The sequence below is a fragment of the Micromonospora globbae genome, from assembly GCF_036184225.1.
Taxonomy (GTDB): Bacteria; Actinomycetota; Actinomycetes; order Mycobacteriales; family Micromonosporaceae; genus Micromonospora; species Micromonospora globbae.
Genome location: NZ_CP108084.1, coordinates 1,665,170 through 1,685,027, shown reverse-complemented (window position 1 = coordinate 1,685,027; position 19,858 = coordinate 1,665,170). Strand labels below are relative to the sequence as shown.

19 protein-coding genes are annotated in these 19,858 nt (G+C 74.3%); 5 read left to right on the top strand and 14 right to left on the bottom strand.

Annotated features, from left to right (window positions below; genetic code table 11):
* Positions 1-42: 42 nt before the first annotated feature.
* The 4 genes from OG994_RS07440 to OG994_RS07425 all read right to left on the bottom strand — a co-directional run bounded on the left by OG994_RS07440 (position 43) and on the right by OG994_RS07425 (position 6,141).
* The gene (locus OG994_RS07440) at positions 43-1,176 is read right to left on the bottom strand and encodes a SigB/SigF/SigG family RNA polymerase sigma factor (RefSeq protein ID WP_120326945.1); all 1,134 of its coding nucleotides are present in this window, start codon (positions 1,174-1,176) and stop codon (positions 43-45) included.
* Positions 1,177-1,396: 220 nt separating this feature from the next.
* Positions 1,397-2,800 (bottom strand): hypothetical protein, encoded by a 1,404-nt coding sequence (locus tag OG994_RS07435; RefSeq protein ID WP_328853684.1) that lies wholly within the window; start codon positions 2,798-2,800, stop codon positions 1,397-1,399.
* Positions 2,801-3,263: 463 nt separating this feature from the next.
* On the bottom strand, positions 3,264-5,024 hold the full coding sequence (locus OG994_RS07430; protein WP_120326944.1) for a thiamine pyrophosphate-binding protein: 1,761 nt from the start codon (positions 5,022-5,024) through the stop codon (positions 3,264-3,266).
* Entirely contained in the window at positions 5,017-6,141 is a 1,125-nt protein-coding gene (locus OG994_RS07425) for a baeRF2 domain-containing protein (RefSeq protein WP_328852632.1), read from the bottom strand. Before OG994_RS07425 ends, OG994_RS07430 begins: the two co-directional genes overlap by 8 nt.
* A gap of 143 nt (positions 6,142-6,284) precedes the next feature.
* Here OG994_RS07425 and OG994_RS07420 point away from each other — a divergent pair, with 143 nt between their 5' ends.
* Positions 6,285-6,833, top strand: a complete 549-nt coding sequence (locus OG994_RS07420) for a hypothetical protein (protein WP_120326942.1) — start codon at positions 6,285-6,287, stop codon at positions 6,831-6,833.
* A 24-nt stretch (positions 6,834-6,857) separates the two neighbouring features.
* Here OG994_RS07420 and OG994_RS07415 read toward each other — a convergent pair whose 3' ends face one another.
* From OG994_RS07415 to OG994_RS07375, 9 genes are all read right to left on the bottom strand, one after another.
* Positions 6,858-7,202: a hypothetical protein gene (locus OG994_RS07415; RefSeq protein WP_328852631.1), complete on the bottom strand. Its 345-nt coding sequence runs from the start codon at positions 7,200-7,202 to the stop codon at positions 6,858-6,860.
* Complete coding sequence (locus tag OG994_RS07410; RefSeq protein ID WP_328852630.1) at positions 7,174-7,971, bottom strand: ABC transporter ATP-binding protein; 798 nt, start codon at positions 7,969-7,971, stop codon at positions 7,174-7,176. Before OG994_RS07410 ends, OG994_RS07415 begins: the two co-directional genes overlap by 29 nt.
* Positions 7,968-8,828, bottom strand: coding sequence for an ABC transporter permease (locus OG994_RS07405; RefSeq protein ID WP_120327089.1), 861 nt, complete (start codon positions 8,826-8,828; stop codon positions 7,968-7,970). Before OG994_RS07405 ends, OG994_RS07410 begins: the two co-directional genes overlap by 4 nt.
* Positions 8,829-8,838: 10 nt before the next feature.
* On the bottom strand, positions 8,839-9,681 hold the full coding sequence (locus OG994_RS07400; protein ID WP_328852629.1) for an ABC transporter permease: 843 nt from the start codon (positions 9,679-9,681) through the stop codon (positions 8,839-8,841).
* Positions 9,678-10,808, bottom strand: a complete 1,131-nt coding sequence (locus OG994_RS07395; protein WP_328852628.1) for an ABC transporter substrate-binding protein — start codon at positions 10,806-10,808, stop codon at positions 9,678-9,680. Before OG994_RS07395 ends, OG994_RS07400 begins: the two co-directional genes overlap by 4 nt.
* 2 nt (positions 10,809-10,810) lie before the next feature.
* On the bottom strand, positions 10,811-11,764 hold the full coding sequence (locus tag OG994_RS07390; RefSeq protein ID WP_328852627.1) for a sugar kinase: 954 nt from the start codon (positions 11,762-11,764) through the stop codon (positions 10,811-10,813).
* A 4-nt stretch (positions 11,765-11,768) separates the two neighbouring features.
* Positions 11,769-12,422, bottom strand: a complete 654-nt coding sequence (locus tag OG994_RS07385) for an RraA family protein (protein WP_120326938.1) — start codon at positions 12,420-12,422, stop codon at positions 11,769-11,771.
* 35 nt (positions 12,423-12,457) lie between these two features.
* On the bottom strand, positions 12,458-13,231 hold the full coding sequence (locus OG994_RS07380; protein WP_328852626.1) for an SDR family oxidoreductase: 774 nt from the start codon (positions 13,229-13,231) through the stop codon (positions 12,458-12,460).
* A gap of 128 nt (positions 13,232-13,359) precedes the next feature.
* Complete coding sequence (locus OG994_RS07375; protein ID WP_120326936.1) at positions 13,360-14,325, bottom strand: LysR family transcriptional regulator; 966 nt, start codon at positions 14,323-14,325, stop codon at positions 13,360-13,362.
* Between the two features lie 568 nt (positions 14,326-14,893).
* Here OG994_RS07375 and OG994_RS07370 point away from each other — a divergent pair.
* From OG994_RS07370 to eda, 4 genes are all read left to right on the top strand, one after another.
* Entirely contained in the window at positions 14,894-16,342 is a 1,449-nt protein-coding gene (locus OG994_RS07370; RefSeq protein WP_328852625.1) for a mannonate dehydratase, read from the top strand.
* Positions 16,343-16,406: 64 nt separating this feature from the next.
* Positions 16,407-18,038 carry an Hsp60 family chaperonin gene (locus OG994_RS07365; protein WP_328852624.1) on the top strand — a complete coding sequence of 544 codons (1,632 nt, stop codon included), beginning with the start codon at positions 16,407-16,409 and terminating at the stop codon, positions 18,036-18,038.
* Between the two features lie 67 nt (positions 18,039-18,105).
* Positions 18,106-18,570: a 2,4'-dihydroxyacetophenone dioxygenase family protein gene (locus tag OG994_RS07360; RefSeq protein ID WP_328852623.1), complete on the top strand. Its 465-nt coding sequence runs from the start codon at positions 18,106-18,108 to the stop codon at positions 18,568-18,570.
* A 2-nt stretch (positions 18,571-18,572) separates the two neighbouring features.
* The gene (eda, locus tag OG994_RS07355) at positions 18,573-19,232 is read left to right on the top strand and encodes a bifunctional 4-hydroxy-2-oxoglutarate aldolase/2-dehydro-3-deoxy-phosphogluconate aldolase (protein ID WP_328852622.1); all 660 of its coding nucleotides are present in this window, start codon (positions 18,573-18,575) and stop codon (positions 19,230-19,232) included.
* Positions 19,233-19,348: 116 nt separating this feature from the next.
* Here the strand turns inward: eda and OG994_RS07350 are convergent, their stop codons facing one another.
* Positions 19,349-19,696, bottom strand: a complete 348-nt coding sequence (locus OG994_RS07350; RefSeq protein ID WP_406104270.1) for a DUF3817 domain-containing protein — start codon at positions 19,694-19,696, stop codon at positions 19,349-19,351.
* Between the last annotated feature and the right edge of the window lie 162 nt (positions 19,697-19,858).

Below are 19,858 nucleotides of genomic sequence, written 5' to 3'. Positions count from 1 at the left end.
GACGGCGGGGCCGGGCGGGCCCGGCCCCGCGTCGGTCGTGGCTCAGTCGCGGGCCGGTGCGAGGCCGGCCGCGGTGAGCGAGCGGCGCACCGCCGGCTGCACGCGGGTGAGCCGCAGGGGCACGCCCGTGCGGGCCGCCGCGTCCCGGCCGGCCACCAGCGCGGCGATCCCGCCGGCGTCGACCCCGCCGGCGCCGACGAGGTCGACCACCACCTCGCTCGGCTGGCCCGTCACGGCCTCCAGCATGGCCCGTCGCAGCTGGTCCGCGCCGTCCCGGTCGACGTCGCCGCCGACCTCGACGACCACGCGGTCGCCGTTCTGCCGTACGGAGATGCGCGGCTTGGCCGGCTCCTCGGCGGCGCCGTTCTGCCAGGGCGGCGGTGTGTCGGCGAGCATCGCCTGGCGCAGCCAGGTCAACGCGCGCGACAGCAGCCGGGAGACGTGCATCTGCGAGATGCCGAAGCGGGCGGCGATCTCCGCCTGCGTCTGGTTGCCGTAGAAGCGCATGGCGAGGATGCGCCGCTCCCGCCAGGGCAGGCGGTGCAGCAGACCGCTCACGGTGACCCGGTCGTCGACGGATTCCAGCGCGTTGTCCGACTCGCCCACCAGGTCGCCGAACTCGGCCGAACTCTCCCCGCCGACCGGCGCGTTCAGCGAGGCGGGACTGTAGCCGGCGGCCGACTCGAGCGCGGCGAGGATCTCCTCCTCCGGCGTCTCCAGCCGTTCGGCCAGCTCGGCCACGGACGGCGCCCGGGACAGCTCGCTCGTGAGCGCCGCGGTGGCCTGGCCCACCTCCAGGATCAGGTCACGCAGCCGGCGGGGCACGTGCACGCCCCACGTGCGGTCGCGGAAGTGCCGCTTGATCTCGCCGACGATGGTGATCGCCGCGTACGCGGTGAACGAGCCCCGTTCCGGGTCGTACCGGTCGACGGCGTTGACCAGCCCCAGTCGGGCCACCTGCTCCAGATCCTCCAGCGGCTCACCGCGCCCCCGGTACCGGCGGGCGAGCCGGCCGGCGAACGGCAGGGCGAACCGGACGAGGTCGTCACGGGCCTCCTGCCGCCGCTCGGGTGGAAGTCCCTGGATCCGCGCCGCGTACGCCAGGGCGGCCGCGTCGAGGTCCTCCAGGCCCCGCTCGGTCGGTGGTGGTGTGCTTGTGGTGGTCTGTCCGAACATCCGCGCCTCCCTCAGGAAGGTCCCCCGCCCGGATTGGGAAACCGGTCGTGCGCGTGGTCGGGCCACGCACCGGGCCGGAAGTGGGTTACGTGGCTGGGACGCCAGCGGGCGACGATACGCTGCGCAACGTGATCAGTCCATCGCAGCCAGCGATGTTCCCGCTCCGTAGGTACTCAATCACGGGATCCCGGGTTCGCGAGGATGTTTCGCTAGGCTCCCCTCAAGAGACCAGCAACCCCTGGTGGGTGCCGCTGTCGCGGAGCGCTTCCAGGGCCTCGGCAGCCGTCAGCGGGGGCGGCACCGGCAGGTCGTACGGCTGGGCGCGGAGTACCTCCGTGGCCCGGCGGGTGGGCACCGAGGTGACCGGGTAACCCCGGGCGGAGGTGCGGTCCAGGGCCCGCCGCCGGCGGCCGAACCCGGCCACCGCGAGCCACTGCGGCAGTCCGGCGAGCGCCGGCGACCGCACCCCCGGCGGCTCGGGCAGCACGTCCACCGAGCTGAACGGCTCGCTGCCGGCGAGCCACCACTCGACCCCCTCGACGCTGCGCCGGGTGGCGTTCTCGCACCAGTACGGCACCATCCCCGCGCGCACCACCTGCCACGGGTCGAGCAGCCGCCCGCACTCCACCACCAACCGGTCCCCCGTCTTCCCCGCGGCGCGCAGCCACCGCCGGTACAGGTCGGCGATTGCCGCGCTCAGCGCCTCCGGCCGCGGGAAGAGCACCCGGTGCAGGCGGCGACCGGCCCGCCCGGCCCAGTCCCGGGCGCTGAGTTCGAAACCGGACTCCACGCCGTGCTCGGCGTACCCGGAGGGCGACGAGACCTGCGGTGGCTCCCACCGGGCGGCGTCACCGCCCGCGGAGCGGAGCACCTGGCGCAGGGTGTGGCTGTCCGGGTGGAAGTCCACCGGGTCCAGCCCGCTGCCGGGGCAGCCGACCTGGAAGCTGTGCCCCTGCCCGGGGTCCACCACCGGCCAGGTCCGCGCGTCCCGCAGCAGCAGCACCGGGGCGCCGGGGGCCAGCCGGTCGGTGAGGAACCGCCGGTACGCGGCCGGCAGGGACCGCCAGCGGGCCGCGAGCAGCACGGTGGCCCCGGCCAGCGCGCCTCGGCTCGCCGGGCAGTGCACCTGGCGTACGTGCAGGTCGTCGTTGCCGGCGAGCAGCCGCGCGGCGAGTCCGGCCCCGTGCTCCAGGGCGGCGCCGGGTCGGTCCACCCCGCCCTGCGCCCAGTGGGCGGTCATCTCGAAGCCGGCGGGCAGCCAGGGCACCCCGAGGGCGACGGCGAGGTGCGCGGCGGCGCCGTGCGGAGAGCCGAGCACCGCGCCCGCGTAGCTGCGGCGCGGGTACTGGTCGACGAACCAGCGCGCCACCCGCTCCGCGTCCACCTCGGCGACCTGCGCGGGCGTGAGCGCGACGCGGCCCGCCGCCCGCGTCGCCGCCGCCCGGCGGACCGGGTCCGGCGCGCCGGGGAACCGGGACACCGGCCCCGGATGTCCCAGATCGGCGCAGTCCATGCCGCGCAGCGCGCGGGCCGTGGCGGCGACCAGGACGCGGGCGGTACTGCCGGCCGCCACGACCCGGTCGCCGGCCAGCCCGGCGTCGGCCGCCACGAGCCCCTCGCGCATCTTGCGCACCGGCCCCACCTTGCCTCGTTCGCTCACCACGCGGCCCGGCTTCCCGTCCGGATGGGGTTCAAACGGGCCCTCCCCCACCTGTCGGGACCATTCCGCTGATGGGGGACGCTTCGCCGGTCCCGGACGGTTGACGCGGTCCGGGGACGGGTCGCCCACGGCGACCGGACCACGCGACGACGACCAACCCCGCCGATGAGGCCGGTTCTGCCGGGCGTCCCCCAGACGGGAGCGCGGCTCGGGGACGCGCGCGCCACGACGCCGGTGGTCGCGCGGGGCGGGGCGTCCCCGGTGGTGGCGGACGCGCCCCGCGACGAGCGCCGGGCACGACGAGGCCCGGGCCGCCACGCGCGGGACGACGCACCTCGGCGGCACCGGGGCCGTCCGGGGCACCCGGGCCCGGGTGCCGCCGGCGTCGACACGCCAGAGCCGCCTGGACGACGGGCTCGGCCGACCGCTAGACCAGATCCTCCGCGGCCACGGAGAGCTGCCGGTCGACCTGCTCACGGACCCGACGGGCGGCGTCGCCGTCGGCGAACACGCCGCGCAGGTCGGCGAAGGCCGGCTCCGGAGGCGACAGCGGGACCCGGGCGTCGACCACCGCCTCCACGACGCACGGCCGGTCCGCGGCCAGGGCCTCGTCCCAGGCGGCGCCGACCAGCTCCGGGCGGTCCACGCGTACGCCGTGCAGCCCGAGCAGCCGGGCCCAGCCGGCGTACGGCACGTCCGGGCGCCGCCGTGCGGGATCGTGCACCGGCTGCCGTCCGCCGCCCGTGCCCGACTGGTCGCGGTTGTTGAGCACCAGCACCACGAGCCTCGGGTCGCGCCACCGCGACCAGTGGTTCGCCACGGTGATCAGCTCGGCGAGGCCGTTGAGCTGCATGGCACCGTCGCCGACGAGCGCGAGCACCGGCTCGTCCGGCGCGGCCAGCTTCGCGGCGACCGCGTACGGCAGGGCGCAGCCCATCGAGCCGAGCGTGCCGCACAGCTGCGCGTTCACACCGGGCGGCAGCTCCAGGTGACGGGCGTACCAGTAGATGACCGAGCCGACGTCGACCGCCACCGAGCCGGTGCGCGGCATCCGCGTGGAGAGTTCCTGGAGCACGAGCCGTGGGTTCACCGGCTCGGCGGGGGCGGCGGCCTGGTCGGCCAGCTCGCGCCGCCACCGGTCCACCGAGTTCTCGACCGTGGCCCGCCACCGCGGGTTGGGCCGGTCCGGCAGCCGGGACAGCAGCGCGCGCAGCGTCTCGGCGGCGTCACCGACGAGCGGGACGTCCACCGGGTAGCGGCTGCCGATCCGGCGGCCGTCGATGTCGATCTGCACGGTCCGCACCTGACCGGGCATCGGCAGGTAGCCCGTCCACGGGTTGTTGGTGCCGACGAGCAGCAGCCGGTCGCAGCCGCCCATCAGCTCCGCGGCGGCCCGCGTGCCGACCTCGCCGAGGACGCCGGCGTGGAACGGCAGCCGCTCGTCGAGCACGGGCTTGCCCAGGAGCGAGCTGGCCACACCGGCGCCGAGACGGTCGGCGAGCGCGAGGACCTCGTCCGCCGCGTCCCGGGCGCCCTGGCCGACGACGACGGCCACGCGCGAGCCGGTCTCCAGCAGCTGAGCGGCGGCCGCCAGGTCCACTTCGTGCGGCAGTACGCGCGCCAGCGGCTCGCCGGGCGTCGCCGTGATCACCCCGGCGGCGTGCGACTGGAGGTCGGGCACGGCCGCCTCCTGCACGGCCCGGGGCAGCACGACGCAGACCGGGCTGCGGGTGGCCGCGGCGGTCCGGAACGCCTGGTCGAGCAGGGTCGGCACCTGGCCGGCGCTGCGGGCGTAGTGGACGAACTGGTTGCACACGTCGGCGAAGAGCCGGCTCAGGCCGATCTCCTGATGCGCGCCGCCCAGCGGCCCGGCGACGTCCTCGCCGACGATGGCGACCACCGGCTTGCTGTCCAGCTTGGCGTCGTAGAGGCCGTTGAGCAACTGCACCGCGCTCGGCCCCTGGGTGGCCAGGCAGACCCCCATCTCGCCGGTGAACTTCGCGTGCCCGGTCGCCATGAAGGAGGCGGTCTCCTCGTGCCGCGCGGGAACGAACTCCGGGTCGCCGCCGGCGCGGTCGAGCGCCGCGACGACCGGTGCGATGGCCTCGCCGGGGTAGCCGAACGCCCGCGGCACCCGCCAGGCGCGCAGCCGCTCGACCACCAGGTCGGCGGCGGTCCGCTCAGCCATTGCCCCGCCCCGGGGTGCTCGCGTCGACGTACCGCAGCACGGCGCCGACCCCGTCGGTCAGCTCCGGCGCCTCGTCGGGGCCGAGGACGGTCAGCTCCGCGTCGGTGCCGACCAGCGCGCGCACCAGCGCCGCGTCGGCCCGTACCCGCTGCGGGTCGTCGACCGACATGGCGCTCAGCTGCCCCGGGTCGACGGCGATCTCGGTGGGCTCGGGCCCGATCCACAGCTCCCCGTTGGCGGAGGGGTCGTCCACGATCAGCATGTTCTCCACCTGGTTGCGCTGCAACGCGGAGACCACCGCGTCCAGGCCGGCGCCGACGTCCTCCTGCATGCCGAAGCGGTCCAGGGTGGCGGCGATGCGCTGGTCGGCCACCTCGGCGATGGTCTGCACCGTCAGGTCGTCCAGGAGGGTCTGGTCGGCGCCGCCCGCGCGGGAGCCAGCGTCGGTGCGGACCACGACGTCCTGCCAGCGCGGCGGCATCTGCGCGGCGATCATGCCGGTGGCGCGTACGTCGCCGGCCACCACCACGACGTCCGCGCCGACCCGCTCGGCCAGCTCGACGGTCGCGGCGGTGACGTCGCCGGCGTTGTGGTGCCAGGCCTCCATGGCCGCGCGCTGGTAACGGGACTGCGACCAGCCGCCGGGCTGCACCCGCCGCAGCTGGTGCTCCTCGCGCCCGACCACGCTGGCCCGCCGCGGCACGCCACCGGCGCTGACCGCCATGGCGTCCGCGCCCGTGCGGTCGGCCAGGACGCGCACCCAGGCCACCTGTTCGCCGCGCTGGGCGAGCAGCGGCATCACGTGCGGCAGCGGCGCGTACGAGGCGAGGTCGCGCAGTGGCGGCGCGGAGAGGTACTCGGTGAGCACCACCCGCCCGCGGGTGGCGAAGACGGCGAGGCCGTAGTCCCCCGGCATCGGGTCGTGCCCGCGCACCACCCGGTCGAGTGCGGCGACGGTGGGCTCGTCCGCGCCCTGGTCGGTGAGTTGGCCCTGGAGTGCGCGCCAGCGCAGGTCGAGGGCCGGGTGGGCGTCGTGCGTGTCGGCCGACGCGTCCAGGTACACCGAGCACCACGGCCCGGGGCGGTCGTAGAGCGGGCGCAGGAAGGACAGCTGCATGCTCGACCCCTTTCCAGCTCGGCCCTGCGCTTACCCGTGCCGTCCCGGATGTCACCTGACCGGTCGTGAGCGCGTGACCAGGTTTCATTCACGCCGTTCAACCCGACACGTCGATACCATGAGTGAACCGATCAGGACTCTCGGTGGTGACCATGGACAGCGGACTCGATACCCGGCGGATCGCCCATCCCACCGAACGGATCCTCACGGGCCGGGTCGTCCGGCTCCTGGAGGGGTACACGCGGGAGCTGCCGGTCAGTCAGCCGGTGCTGGTGGTGGTGCTGGCCGCGGCGGGCGTGGGCGCGCTGCTGCGGCTGCTGGCGCGCGCGATCCTGCCCGGCTCCGGCGGTGGCGGTCGCCGGAGCTGGAAACAGCTGCGCAAGGGCCCGGAGTACCTCGTCACCCCGCTGCGGCTGCGCGACGGCGCCGGCCGGCTCTGCGAGGTCGAGCTGCACGGGCACCTGCCGCAGAGCGCGCTGCACCCCGCCGACCACGTCCAGCTGACCCTGCGTCCGCAACGCGACCCGGAGCTGCCGCCACGGATCGAGCGGATCGTCAACCTCACGACCGGCCAGTTGCTGACCCCGCGGACCGCGACGCTCTGGACGCACCTCGGCCCGCCGCTGCTGCTCCAGGCCGTCGTCGGGCTGCTGGTCGCGCTGGGCGTCGCCCTCTGGTCCGCGCTGCGGTGACCGCCCACGCGGCGGACGGCACCGTCAGCGCGCGGGGGCGATCCGCTCGATCCAGTACTCCCTCGCCAGCGCGTCCACACCGGCGTCGGACACCGACCGCAGCCGGACCGTGTTGCCGTCGGTGCCGGCGATCCGGCCGTGCTTCTGCAGCTCCAGGATGTGGTAGCGCTCGGGGGCGAAACCGAGTTCGACGGACACCGTGAACCGTCCCCGCGCGTCGCGCCGCTCGCCGACACCCTCGGCGACCTTGCCGGACGCCTGGATCGCCAGCCACGCCTGGTAGGCCAGCACGAGGACCAGGACGACGACGACCCGGCGGAGGGTGCGGACCCGCCACGCCCTACGCAGCGGTGAGCTCCGGTCCCTCACGGTCACCCCCCTCCGACAGCAGCGCCGTGATGTGGTTGGCGATCTCGCGGAACTCCGGAAGCGCCGTGGTGCCCTGCCAGTCGCGCGGCCGGGGCAGGTCGACGGTCACGATCTCCCGGACCCGGCTCGGCCGGCGGGAGAGCACGACCACCCGGTCGGAGAGGAACACGGCCTCGTCGATGTCGTGGGTGACGAAGAAGACCGTCGGCCGGCGCAGCTCGAACACCCGGGTGAGGTCCTCCTGGAGCTTGCGCCGGGTCTGCGCGTCGATGCTCGCGAAGGGCTCGTCCATGAGCATGACCGCCGGTTCGTTGGCGAGCACCCGCGCGACGCCGAGCCGCTGCCGCATGCCGCCGGACAGCTCGTGCGGATACCGGTTCTCGAAGCCCGCCAGCCCCACCAGCTCCAGGTGCTCCAGCGCGATCTCCCGGCGCCGGGCGGCGGGAATCCCCTTCATCCGCAGGCCGAAGGCCGCGTTGCCCAGCACGGTCTTCCAGGGGAACAGGGCGTGGTTCTGGAAGACGACGCCCCGGTCGGGCCCGGGACCGTCGACCACCCGGCCGCCGACCTTCACCGTGCCGGCCGTCTGCTCCACGAACCCCGCGATGATGTTGAGGACCGTCGTCTTGCCGCAGCCGCTGGGGCCGAGGATCGAGACGAACTCCCCCTCCTCGACGGTGAAGGTCACCTCGCCGATCGCGGTCACCCGGTCACCGCTGTAGCTGTCGACGTACTCCTTGGCGAGCCCACTGATCTCGAGCGCGGTCACCTGCCGGCCTCCACTTGTCGCACCATTCCCCAACGCTCCACGGTGGCCCGTTCGAACGGAGCCAGGACGAGGGCGTCCATCGCGTACCACAGGACGCCGAGAACGATCATGCCCAGGAACACCTCCGAGACGTCGCCGACGCGGCGGGCGTCGAACATCATGAAGCCGACGCCGCTGGTCCCGACGATGATCTCGGCGGCGATCAGGGCGCGCCAGCCGTAGCCCAGGCCCGTGCGGATGCCGCCGGCCACCGCCGGCAGCGCACCGGGCACGATGACCTCCACGAAGACCCGGAACCGGCCGGCGCCGAGGCTGCGCGCCGCGCGGACCAACTCCTGCGGGACCTGCTCCACCCCGGACACCACGGCCAGGACGAGCGGGAAGACGATCGTGTAGACGATCACGAACGTCACCGCGGTCAGGCTGAAGCCGAACCACACGATCACGATGGGCAGCCAGGCGATGTCGGCGATGGCCTGGAAGAAGAGCAGCAACGGCCACGTGAGCCGCCGCGCCCAGGCCGACATCGCCACGAGGAAGCCCATCGGCAGGCCGATGAGCAGCCCGAACCCGATCCCGTACGCGAGCCGGGTGAGCGAGTCCGACAGGTAGCCGGGCAGCACCCCCTTGCGCATGAGGTCGAGGAACTCGGTCAGCACGGCGTCCGGGCCGACGAAGAAGGCGGCCGGGAAGACCTCCAGCTCCGCGGCGAGCCACCACAGCACGACGATCGGCACGAACGGGCCGAGCGTGCGGACCGCCCCGGTCCGGGTGACGCGTCGCAGCCAGACGGCGAGCCGACGGCGGGGAGTCCGCGTCGCGGCCCGGTCCAGCGCACCGTCGGTGGGTGCCACCATGTCCGCCACCTCAGCTCACCACCGACTTCATGCCCCACCGCTCGACCGTGCGCCGTTCCAACGGCGACAGGACGAGCCGGTCCATGAGGAGCCAGAGCACCCCGATGATCGCCATGGAGGCGATGACCACGTCGGTGTCGAAGCTCTTCTGGGCCAGGAACAACGCGTAGCCGAGGCCGGCGCTGCTGGCGATGATCTCGGCGGCGACCAGGCCGCGCCAGCCGTACCCGAGGCCGATCCGCAGACCGGTCACGACGCTGGGCAGGGCGCCCGGGAGCAGCACCTCCCAGAACATCCGCAGCCGCCCGGTGCCCATCGACCGCGCCGCCCGGATCAGCTCGATCGGGATCTGCTGCACGCCGAGCAGCGCGTTGTAGGTGAGGGCGAAGAACATGGCGTTCCACACGATGAAGATCACGGCCTGGTCGCTGTAGCCGAGCCAGAGCGTGGCGATCGGGATCCAGGCGATGCCGGCCAGGGAGACCGAGAACCGCAGCAGCGGGGTGAAGAAGGCGGCCAGTTTGGGGCTCGCGCCGAGCGCGATCCCGAACGGCAGCGCCGTCGCCACGGCGAGCAGGGCGCCGACGCCGACGCGCCGCAGGCTGGCGCCGAGGTGCCGCAGGAGGTCGCCGCTGGCCCACATGTCGGCGATGGCCGATCCGACGTCGGTCACCTGCGGGAAGATCCGCATCGGTGTGCCCGTGGCCGCGACCACGACCGCCCACACGACCAGGAGGAGGGCGAAGGGCAGCAGGAACCAGAACGCTGAGGCCAGGCGGGCGCGCGGGCCGCGGCCCACGGGGGCGGCGGTGCGCCCCCGCGGGCCCGGGCCGGCCGTCCGGCCGAGTGTCACGGACAAGCCTTCACCGCCTCGTCACGGTCGAAGGTGAACCCGGCACCGATCGCCGCCGCCTCCGGGACGGCCGGAAGGTCGTCGAAGAGCGCCGGCTCGGCCGACATGATGCCGAGGATCGGCTCGGGCGCGAAGTACCTGCTCACGTCGAAGCCGGGCTGCACCACCTCCTGCTCGGCGAGGAGCCGGCTGATCGTGTCGAGCGCCAGGTAGTTGCACGCGCTGAAGCGCGGGTCGAGCTGCTTGGTGTTGTACTGCATCGCCTTCCTGGCCACCTCCGGCTTGGTGCCGGGCAGCCACCGGGTCGCCGACTCACCGGCCTCGTCCGGGTTCTTGCGCATCCACTGGTCCACCGCCGCCCGTGCGGTGAGGAACTTCTCGACGACCTCGGGGTTGCCCTCGACGAACTGGCGGGTGGCGACGATGTATCCGACGAACGGGATGTGCCCGCCGCCGCGCAGGATCTCCCGCGCGCCCTGCACCTGCTCGGTGACGACGATCGGCCACGGGTCCCAGATGACCGCCGCGTCCACGCCGCCGGTCTGCAGGGCGACGCCCATGTCCGGCGGCGCGGTGTTGACGATCTTCACGTCGTTCGTGGACAGCCCCACCGAGTCGAGCAGGCCCAGCAGGTAGAGGTGGTTGATCGAGGCCACCGACACGCCGATCCGCTTGCCGCGCAGCGTCGTCAGGTCGGCCGGGTCGATGTCGGCGCCGGGCGCGGCCACCACGGCCATCGTCTCGTCGATGCTGCGCTGGCTGGCCGAACCGGTGTAGTTGCCGAGCAGCACGAGGTCGATGCCCTTCTGGGCGGCGGCGATGAGGGGCGTGCCGACCTGGATGATGTCGACGGTGCCGGCCTGCAACGCGTTGAGGGCGTCGACGCCGGTCGGGAACGGCTGGGCGAGCTCGACGTCGAGCCCCTCCTCCTCGAAGTAGCCGCCCTCCAGGCCGACCGGCAGCCCGATCTGGTCGATGGCCGACACGTAGCCGGCGCGGACCTTCGTGAGCGCCGCCCCGCCGGCGCCGTCGTCGTCGTCGACCGTGGAGCCACCGCCGCAGGCGGCGGCCAGCAGGACCACCGCTGTGCCGACGGCGGCGAGTCGCAGACGTCTCGCAACGGGCATGGTTATCGCCTCCGCTGGTGAATCGTGATCGGGTCCTTCCGCAGGGCGGAGCGGATCGCCGCGTCCCGCGGTATCGGGTGGACGGCGCCGTCGCCCTGAGTGGTGAGGGCACCGGCGACCGCGGCGTAGCGGGCGGCGTCGGACGGCGTGTCCCCCTGGACCAGCCGGGCGACGAACGCCCCGTCGAACGCGTCACCGGCCCCGGTGCTGTCCACCGGGACCACCGGGTGCGGCGGGATCTCGCTGACGCGGCCGTCGTCCCAGAGCAGGACGCCCCGGTCGCCCATCTTCAGCGCCACGATGCGCGGGCCGCGCGCGGCGAACCACGCGAGGACGGCCTCGGGGTCGTCCAGCTCGGTGAGCTGCCGCCCCTCCTCCACGTTGGGCAGCGCCACGTCGCACAACTCGACGCTGCGGGCCACGACGGCCCGGGCCCGCTCCAGCGGCCACAGCGCCGGCCGGTAGTTCGGGTCGTAGCTGACCAGCGTCTGGTGGCGGCGGGCCAGCCGCATGGCGTGGAAGGCGGCGTCGCAGGCGGACACGCTGATCGCCTGGGTGATCCCCGAGACGTGCAGGGCCCGGGCCCGGGCGACCGCCTCACCTGGCACGTCCGCGGGGCTCAGCCGGCTGGCCGGCGAGCCGGCGCGGTAGTACGTGAAGGAGCTGTGCGCGGCGTCGCGCGAGATGAAGTAGATGCCGGTCCGGCCGCCGGGCTCGCGGACGACGTGCGCGGTGTCCACGCCCTCGGCCTGCCACAGTCGCAGCAGCGCCGTGCCGAAGCCGTCGTCGCCGATGCGGGTGATGTAGCCGGTGGCGGCGCCGCACCGGCTGGCCGAGATGAGGACGTTGGAGGTGTCGCCGCCGTACCCCACGGCGAAGGTCCGCGCCGCCTCCAACGGGCGGTCGTCGCCGGCGGTGAACTCCAGCAGCGGCTCGCCGAGGGCGAGGATGTCCACGGCCTCAGACCCGGTTGTGCTTGGCGAGGCCGGTGAGCAGGGACCCCGACTCGTGGATCAGCTGCGTCTGCTCGCGTTCGGCCTTCTCGATGCCCTGCGCGATCTCGAGGATCTCGACGATCCGGTCGGCCGGCACCCGCACCACGCCGTCGCTGTCGGCGACGATCAGGTCCCCCGGCGACACCACGACACCACCGAGTTCGACCGGCTCGTTGAGGCTCACCGTCCGGTAGCGGCCGACCGTCGTCGAGGGGACGCCGCCCCGCGCGTAGATCGCCAGCTGGGGGTAGTCGCGCCGGATCTCCTCGATGTCGCGCACCCGGGCGTCCAGCACGGCGCCGGCGATCCCGTTCACCACCGCGCCGGCGGCCATCAGCCCGCCGAACACGGCGACGTCCGCGCCGCCGGCGGCGATGCACAGGACGCTCCCGGCCGGCGACTCGTCGATCGCCCGCAGCGCGAGGGTCGGCGGCTCGGCCCAGTCGCACGGCTCCTCGAGCACGGTCACCGCCGGACCGACCAGCTTGCCGGGCAGGACCGGGCCGATGGCACCGGTCAGGTACCCGCGCTCACCGGTCTTCTCCACGGCGTCGGCCACCGAGGCGGTCGCCAGGCCGCGGTAGGCCTCGACGATGTCGTGCGTCGGTACGGAAGTCACGTGCTCCCGCTCCTTTCGAGGTTGTCGGCGAAGCGTCAACGGCAGAGCCAGCCGCCGTCGACGACGAGGATGTGTCCGTGGACGTAGTCCGCGGCCGCGGACGCGAGGAAGACGGCCGGCCCGACGATGTCCTGCGGCGTGGCCCACCGGCCCGCCGGGATGCGGGCGGTGATCTCGGCCCGGCGTTCCCGGTCCTCGCGCAGCCCTTCGGTGACGGCGGTCTCGACGTAGCCGGGCGCGATGGCGTTGACGTTCACACCCCGGCCGGCCCACTCGTTGGCGAGGGCCCGGGTGAGGCCGGCGATCGCGTGCTTGCTCGCGGCGTAGGACGGGACGAAGACGCCGCCCTGGAAGCTCAGCACCGAGGCGATGTTGATGATCTTCCCGCCGTCGCGGGCGAGCATGCGGCGGCCGGCCGCGCGGGCGAGGTGGAACGCCGCGTGGGTGTTGACCTCGATGACGTCGTACCAGTCGTGGTCGGGGAACGTCTCGCTGGGCGCGCGGCGGATGACGCCGGCGTTGTTCACCAGGACGTCCACCTCGTGCTCGTCGAGGAGGGCCTCGACGAACCCGGCGCGGCCGGCCACGTCGGCCAGGTCGAACCGGACACAGGTGGCCGTCGCGCCGTGCGCCCGCACCGCCTCCGCCACCTCGTCGAGGTTGTCCCGCTCGGAGAGCAGCACGAGGTCGGCGCCGGCCGCCGCGTACGCGACGGCGATGGCCCGGCCGATGCCGCTTCCGGCCCCGGTCACGAGGGCCCGCCGTCCGGTGAGGAGGAAGGTCGGAGACGGTTCCTGTGGCGTACGCACCGTGTCCTCCCTCCCCGTCGAGCCGTTCCGGCGGTTGCGTGCGGATGACACTAGGCGAGTTGTTGCAGGGCGTTAACAACGGAAACGGAATGGACCTATCCGCACAACGGATGCACCGAGGTGGCACGTCAGCGCGCCATCGCGGGGGCCTCCGGCACCGCGCCGGGGGGCTGCGTGCCGGGCGGCCGGGGCGCCTGCACGATGCGTTCGAGCAGGCTGCGGGCGGCCGGGTTCATGGGCCGCGACATGTCCCGGTAGACGGCGACCCGGCGACCGCAGTCGCCCTCGATCCGGCGGATCCGCACCCCCTCGGTGTCGGCGATGCGTACGGCCAGCCAGTTCGTGACGCCGACGCCGAGCCCCGCCCGGATCATCTCGACGAGGGTCTGCGGCTGGTTGGTCGCCTGCACCGGTTCCAGCTCGCGGCTGTGCTCCCGGAAGAGCCGGTAGACCTCGAACTCCGAGGACTGGGCGTCGTCGAGGCGTCCGATGGAGACCAGCGGGTACGTCGCCACGTCGGCGACGGCCAACGGTTCCGGGAGCTCGGACAGCGGGTGGTCGATCGGGTGCAGCACCACCAGCGGCTCCCGCCACAGAGGATGGCCGACGACCGACGGGGTCGTCGGGGGCGGTGACATCGGACGCAGGCAGACGTCCACCTCGCCCGTCGTGAGGGCGTGGTCGAGTTCCAGGGTCGCGCGCTCGATGAGCACCACCTTGACGTCCGGGACGGTCCGGGCGAACTCGCGCAGCAGCGCCGGAACGAACGCCGCACTGGCGCTCGGGTAACAGCCGAGTGTGACGACCCCACGCGCGCCGCCCCGCCAGGGCGCCATCGCCGCCTCGGCGGCCTCCAGTTCGCGCAGGACGGCGCGTGCGTGCACGGCGAGGACGGCGCCCGCCTCGGTCAGCTCGACGGGCCGCTTGCGGCGGTCGAACAGGGGCAGCCCCACCTCCCGCTCCAGCGCCGCCACGTGCATGCTCACCCGCGGCTGCGACCGGTGCGTGGCCTCCGCGGCGGCCACGAAGCTCCCGGTGTCCACCACGCCGAGAAACGAGACGAACCACTCCAGCCGGGTATCCGTCCTGAGCACCGAGAACCCCCTGCCGCCAGGCACGCCGCCGATCGGTGGGTGTGCGTCACCGGATCAGCGTCGACAACGAGTAATCAAGGATGCGGATGGCATCATTCGTAACTCGTTCTTAACAACCGACGAGGGTCGAGGCTAGCGTCTGCCAACACGAACCCGGGTTCTTCGTTACTGCGTTGTTATGGGGACCGTCGATCCCTTCACGGTTGGTCCCGCTGTGTCGACTGTGTCCATTCGACCTCGCCGGGAGGCGCCGTGGCACGAGATCCGACATCCTGAGCGCGCGGTGTCCCCGCAGGTGGCGGGCCACCGACCCGGCGGGGCGGGCCACGCCCGAAATCGGCAGGGCGCGCCCGGTCGACACATTTCCGCCCACCCGGACGAGCCGAAAGCCCCACCCTCACCGGGCGCCGGCGGCGATTTCGCACGCCCAATCACGGCGCCGCCACATCGTCCTACCGCAGTGCCGGAAAACGCATCACGGCGCGGTAACAGACAGTTTCGGCCGTGTCGGCGTCGATTACGCACCCCCGCACCGCCACCCGTACCGACGAACGAGAGGTAGCGCATCATGGCGCAATCCCGCCGGGACGTCCTGAGGCAGGGCGCATCGCTGGCGGCCGTGTCGGCCGCCGGTCTGACCATCGCGGGCAGCGGCGGGCCGGCCGCCGCCGAGGCGAGCGAGGCGGGTACGGCCGGGTCGAGCGGCCTGCCGTACCCGTACCTGAAGTGGCCCGAGCAGGTGAAGGAGAGCGCGAACACGCCGCGGCTGTGCCAGTGGTTCTCGCGCAACCCGAGCCAGGCGACGGTCCGCCGCTGGCGCCAGGCCGGTGTCACCGGCGCCCTCATCACCAACCCGCCGCCCCTGCCCTGGACGGCGGCCACGCTCATCGCCGACCGGCAGCGGCTGGAGGCGGCCGGGCTGCACATCACCGCCTACCTCATCAACATCACCGACAGCATCGTGCGCGGGCAGGAGGGCCGCGACCAGCAGATCGAGTACATCAGGCAGTCGCTGGTCGCCGCCGGCCAGGCCGGCATCCGCGTGGTCGAGTACAACTTCTACGTCCACCGGCTCACCGAGGGCTACTACGAGCTGATCGACGACGAGGACCGGCTCGGCGCCGGCTACACGGCCTTCGACTACCACCGCGAGGTGGACGGCGTCCCGGTGAAGGACCTGCCGCCGCGCCCGGGCACCCCCCTGCTGACGTACGAGCAGATCTGGGACAACTACAAGTACTTCCTCGACCGGGTGGTGCCCGTCGCCGAGGCGGCCGGCGTCCGGCTGGCGGTGCACCCCAACGACCCGCCCGCCGTCATCAGCCGGGGCAACCCGCAGGTGCTCGCGTCGGTGGCCGACTGGAAGCGCCTCATCGACACGTACGACAGCCCGGCCAACGGGCTGACCGTCCACGCCGGGGTGACGCCCGAGGTGGGCCACGACGCCGTCGAGTTCCTGCGCTACGTGGGCGCCAAGGATCGCGTGAACCACATCCACTACCGCAACGTCACGGTGGACAAGCCGCGGGAGCGGTACGCGGAGGTGTTCCCCGACAACGGCGAGACCGACATGTTCGCCTTCATGCGGGAGCTGGTCCGGCAGGGCTACGACCGCGGGGTGCTCGCCGAACACCCCCGCGCGCTGGACTTCGACCGGGAGAACGGCTCCATCGGCGGCCAGTACGCCGGGGTCGGCGGCGGCGGGCACGGCGGGGAGCTCTACGACACCGGCTACGCCCGCGCCATGCTCCAGGCCGCGCTGATCATGGAGCGGGGGCGCAGGCCGGTGCTCGACGACGCCGAGGCGCTGGTGAACCGCTTCTACGCGGCCGGGGCGGTCAAGCTCGCCGACCGTGCGCGGATGCGGGCCAGCCTCGAGGCGGCCGACCGGCTGGCCGAGCAGAGCGAGGCGGCCATCGACCGGTTCGCCGACGTGGCCGAGGGGGTCGACGACGCGGAGGCCCACGCGTCGCTGACGTCGATGGCCGCGTACCTCAAGGCGCAGCTGCCCACCTGAGCCGCGACGGGAGCCGGAGGCACCCCCGCACCCCCGCTCCCCCGACCGGAAGGACGCGCCCGCCATGCCCGAGATCCTGTTCGCGGAGTCCGCACGTCGCCGGCTCCGGGCGGGTGTCGACGCGCTCGCCGAGGCCGCCGCGGTGACCCTCGGCCCGCGCGGCCGGACGGTCGTGCTGGCCCGCCCCGCCGGCCCGCCCCGGGTGACCTCCGACGGCGCCGAGGTCGCCGCCGCCCTGACCCTCGACGATCCGTACGCCGACCTGGGGCGGCGGCTGGTCCGGGAGGCCGCCGAGGTCACGCGGCGGGAGGCCGGCGGGGGCGGCACCACGGCGGTCGTCCTCGTCCAGGCGATGGCCCGGCACGGTCTGCGGGCGGTCGCCGCCGGCGCCTCCCCCGTCGCGGTCCGGCGCGGCATGGACGCCGCCGTCGACGCGGTCCGCGCGCACCTGCGCCGCGAGGCGCGGCCCGTCGCCGGCTTCGCCGACCTCGCCGCCGTCGCCACCACCGCCGCCGGCGACCGGGAGGTGGGCGAGCTGGTGGCCGCCGCGTGGGAGAAGGTGGGACCGGACGGCGTGGTGACCGTCGAGGAGTGGGACGCGACCGGCACGGAGGCGGACCTGCTCGACGGGATGCGGCTGCCCGGGGGCTACCTGAGCCCGTACATGGTCACCGACCCGCAGCGGACGGTCGCCGTCCTCGACGACCCGTACGTCCTGGCGCACGACGGCCGCATCGGCGCGGTCGCCGAGTTCCTGCCGCTGCTGCGGCAGGTGGTGGCGACCGGACGTCCCCTGCTCGTCATCGCCGAGGACGTGGTCGACGACGCCCTGGCCACGCTGCTGCTGAACAACGTGGAGGACTCGTTCCGCAGCGTCGCCGTGCGGGCGACCGAGCTGGGCGAGACCCGCCGGGAGACGTTGCGGGACGTGGCCGCCCTCACCGGCGGTGAGCTGGTCACGCCCGAGGCGGGTCTGCGGCTGGCCGACGTGGGGCTCGGGATGCTCGGCGAGGCCCGCCGCGTCGTCGTCACCCGTACCGACACCACCATCGTCGGCGGCGCCGGGACCGAGGCGGCGCGGCACCGGCGGGTCGCCGGGATCCGCGCCCAGCTGGCCGCCGCCACCTCCGACTGGGAGCGGGAGCGGCACCGGCTGCGGATCGCCCGGCTGTCCGGAGGGGTCTGCGTCCTGCGCGTCGGTGGCCACACCGAGGTGGAGCGGCGGGCGCGCGGGCAGCGGGTGGCGGAGGCCGTGGCCGCCGCCCGCGGGGCGGCCCGCGACGGCGTGGTGGCCGGCGGCGGCAGCGCCCTGGTGAAGGCCCGCGCGGTCCTCGCCGCGCTGCCGGCCTCCGGTGACGAGCGCGCGGGCGTGGAGGTGGTCCGCCACGCGCTCGGCGAACCGCTGCGCCGGATCGCGGCGAACGGCGGCGCGGACGGGGCCTCGGTGGCCGAGCGCGTCGCGGACCTGCCCGGGCACGTCGGGTACGACGCGCGCACGGGCGACTACCGGGACCTGCTGGGTGAGGGCGTCGGCGACCCCGTCGGCGTGGTGCTGCGCGCCCTGGAGGCCGCGGCGTCGGTGACCGGGATGCTGCTCACCACCGAGGCGGCGGTGACCGGCACGGTGAGCAGCCGCGTCGTCGACTTCCACGTGGGGCACCGGCACGGCGAGGACGGCCACCACCACCCGCACTGACCGGCGGGCCGCGTCCCGCGAGGGGTCGCCGCCCGCCACACGTCCGGCACCACCGTCAAGGAGGATCATGGAGAACGTCCAGCCCGTCTCGGACTCGCTGGTCCGGGCCCGGGACCTGCCCTGGATCCCGCAGGGGTCCGCCAACGTCTGGTTCAAGCCGTTGCGGATCAACCTGCGCGCCGGAAGCTGGGTCAACCTGCTCAAGGTCGCCCGCAGCGGCGTCGTCAACCGGCACCGCCACCTGTCCGAGGTCGAGGGCTGGGTCGTGCAGGGCCGCTGGCACTACCTGGAGCACGACTGGCACGCCGAACCCGGCGCGTACGTCTACGAGCCGCCGGGCGACGTCCACACGCTGGTCGCCGACGTCACCGACGCGGAGCCGATGCTGACGCTGTTCGCCATCCACGGCCCGATCGAGTACGTGACGGAGACCGGCGACCTCGCGTACGTCGAGACGGCGGAGACGAAGCTCAAACGGTACGAGGACCACTGCCGGGAACACGGCATCCCGCTGCAACCGATCGTGTTCTGACGATGGACGCGCCCACTCCGATCCGCTCCGCGGCCGACCTCGTCCGGCTCGGTCCGGTCATCCCGGTCGTCGTCCTGGACGACGCCGCGGACGCCGTACCGCTGGCCCGGGCGCTGCTGCGCGGCGGCGTACGGACCATGGAGATCACCCTGCGCACCCCCGCCGCGCTGCCCGCGCTGCGGGAGGTCGCCACGCGGGTGCCGGAGATGGTGGTCGGCGCCGGCACGGTGCTGACCGCCGCGCAGGTGGACGAGGCCGCGGCGGCCGGCGCCCGGTTCCTCGTGAGCCCCGGCGCGACCGCCCGGCTCACCCGGGCCGCCCTGGACACCGGCCTGCCGTACCTGCCCGGGGCCGGCACCGTCGGCGAGATGATGGCCCTGGCCGAGGCCGGCCTCACCACGGTCAAGTTCTTCCCCGCGGCGGCCGCCGGCGGCCCCGCCTACCTGGCGGCGCTGTCCCAGCCGCTGCCCGACCTGACGTTCTGCCCCACCGGCGGCGTCAGCGCCGACACCGCCCCGCGATGGCTCGCGCTGCCCAACGTCGCGTGCGTGGGCGGCTCCTGGCTGACCCCGGCCGCGGCGGTCCGATCGCGGGACGAGGCGACGCTGACGGCGCTGGCCCGCAGGGCCGCGGCGCTCGGGTCGGACGGCGGCAGCGGCTGAGGCGAGGTCCGCGCGCGGACCGGCCGAGCCGCGCGCCGGCGGTCAGCGTGCTCCCGGGCGCCGGCCGGGATGGGCGGCCAGCCCGCCGACGGCCGGGGTGAGGTCGTGCGGCGGCGTCAGCGCACCGCCGCCGGCTCCGGCCGCGCCGGGGCGGCCGCGGCGCCGAGCATCCCCCGGCGGTGGGCCCAGCGCTCGTACGCGAGCGTCGCGAACGGGGGCACGGCGCAGGCGAGGGCCACCCCGGTGGCCAGCAGGCTCCACCGGTGCCGGCGGGCGACGAGGAGGACGAGCAGCAGGTACGCGACGAACAGCCCGCCGTGGATCGGCCCGAAGACCTTCACACCCAGCTCGTTCCCGGGCGGGCCGTACTTGACCGCCATCCCCACCAGCAGGCCGAGCCAGGAACACGCCTCGGCGATCGCCGCTCCGATGAAGAGCCGCGTCACCGTGTCTCGCTTCGCCACCGCCACCACCTCTCGGCGGGCCATGCTAGCGGTGGTGGCGTTCCGGACCGGGCACGACCGGCCGGACGCGACAGGGATCACCCGGGCCGGGGATGGGTACGGAGAAGTCCTCGTGGTCTTCCCCCGCCCGCCGTTCGCGTGCGAGGTTAGGAGGACCGGCGG

Coding starts and splice junctions, on each gene's coding strand:
- OG994_RS07440 (WP_120326945.1), bottom strand. CDS start 1,176: ATGTTCGGACAGACCACCACAAGCACACCACCACCGACCGAGCGGGGC.
- OG994_RS07435 (WP_328853684.1), bottom strand. CDS start 2,800: ATGCGCGAGGGGCTCGTGGCGGCCGACGCCGGGCTGGCCGGCGACCGG.
- OG994_RS07430 (WP_120326944.1), bottom strand. CDS start 5,024: ATGGCTGAGCGGACCGCCGCCGACCTGGTGGTCGAGCGGCTGCGCGCC.
- OG994_RS07425 (WP_328852632.1), bottom strand. CDS start 6,141: ATGCAGCTGTCCTTCCTGCGCCCGCTCTACGACCGCCCCGGGCCGTGG.
- OG994_RS07405 (WP_120327089.1), bottom strand. CDS start 8,828: ATGGTGGCACCCACCGACGGTGCGCTGGACCGGGCCGCGACGCGGACT.
- OG994_RS07395 (WP_328852628.1), bottom strand. CDS start 10,808: ATGCCCGTTGCGAGACGTCTGCGACTCGCCGCCGTCGGCACAGCGGTG.
- OG994_RS07370 (WP_328852625.1), top strand. CDS start 14,894: ATGGCGCAATCCCGCCGGGACGTCCTGAGGCAGGGCGCATCGCTGGCG.
- OG994_RS07365 (WP_328852624.1), top strand. CDS start 16,407: ATGCCCGAGATCCTGTTCGCGGAGTCCGCACGTCGCCGGCTCCGGGCG.
- OG994_RS07360 (WP_328852623.1), top strand. CDS start 18,106: ATGGAGAACGTCCAGCCCGTCTCGGACTCGCTGGTCCGGGCCCGGGAC.
- eda (WP_328852622.1), top strand. CDS start 18,573: ATGGACGCGCCCACTCCGATCCGCTCCGCGGCCGACCTCGTCCGGCTC.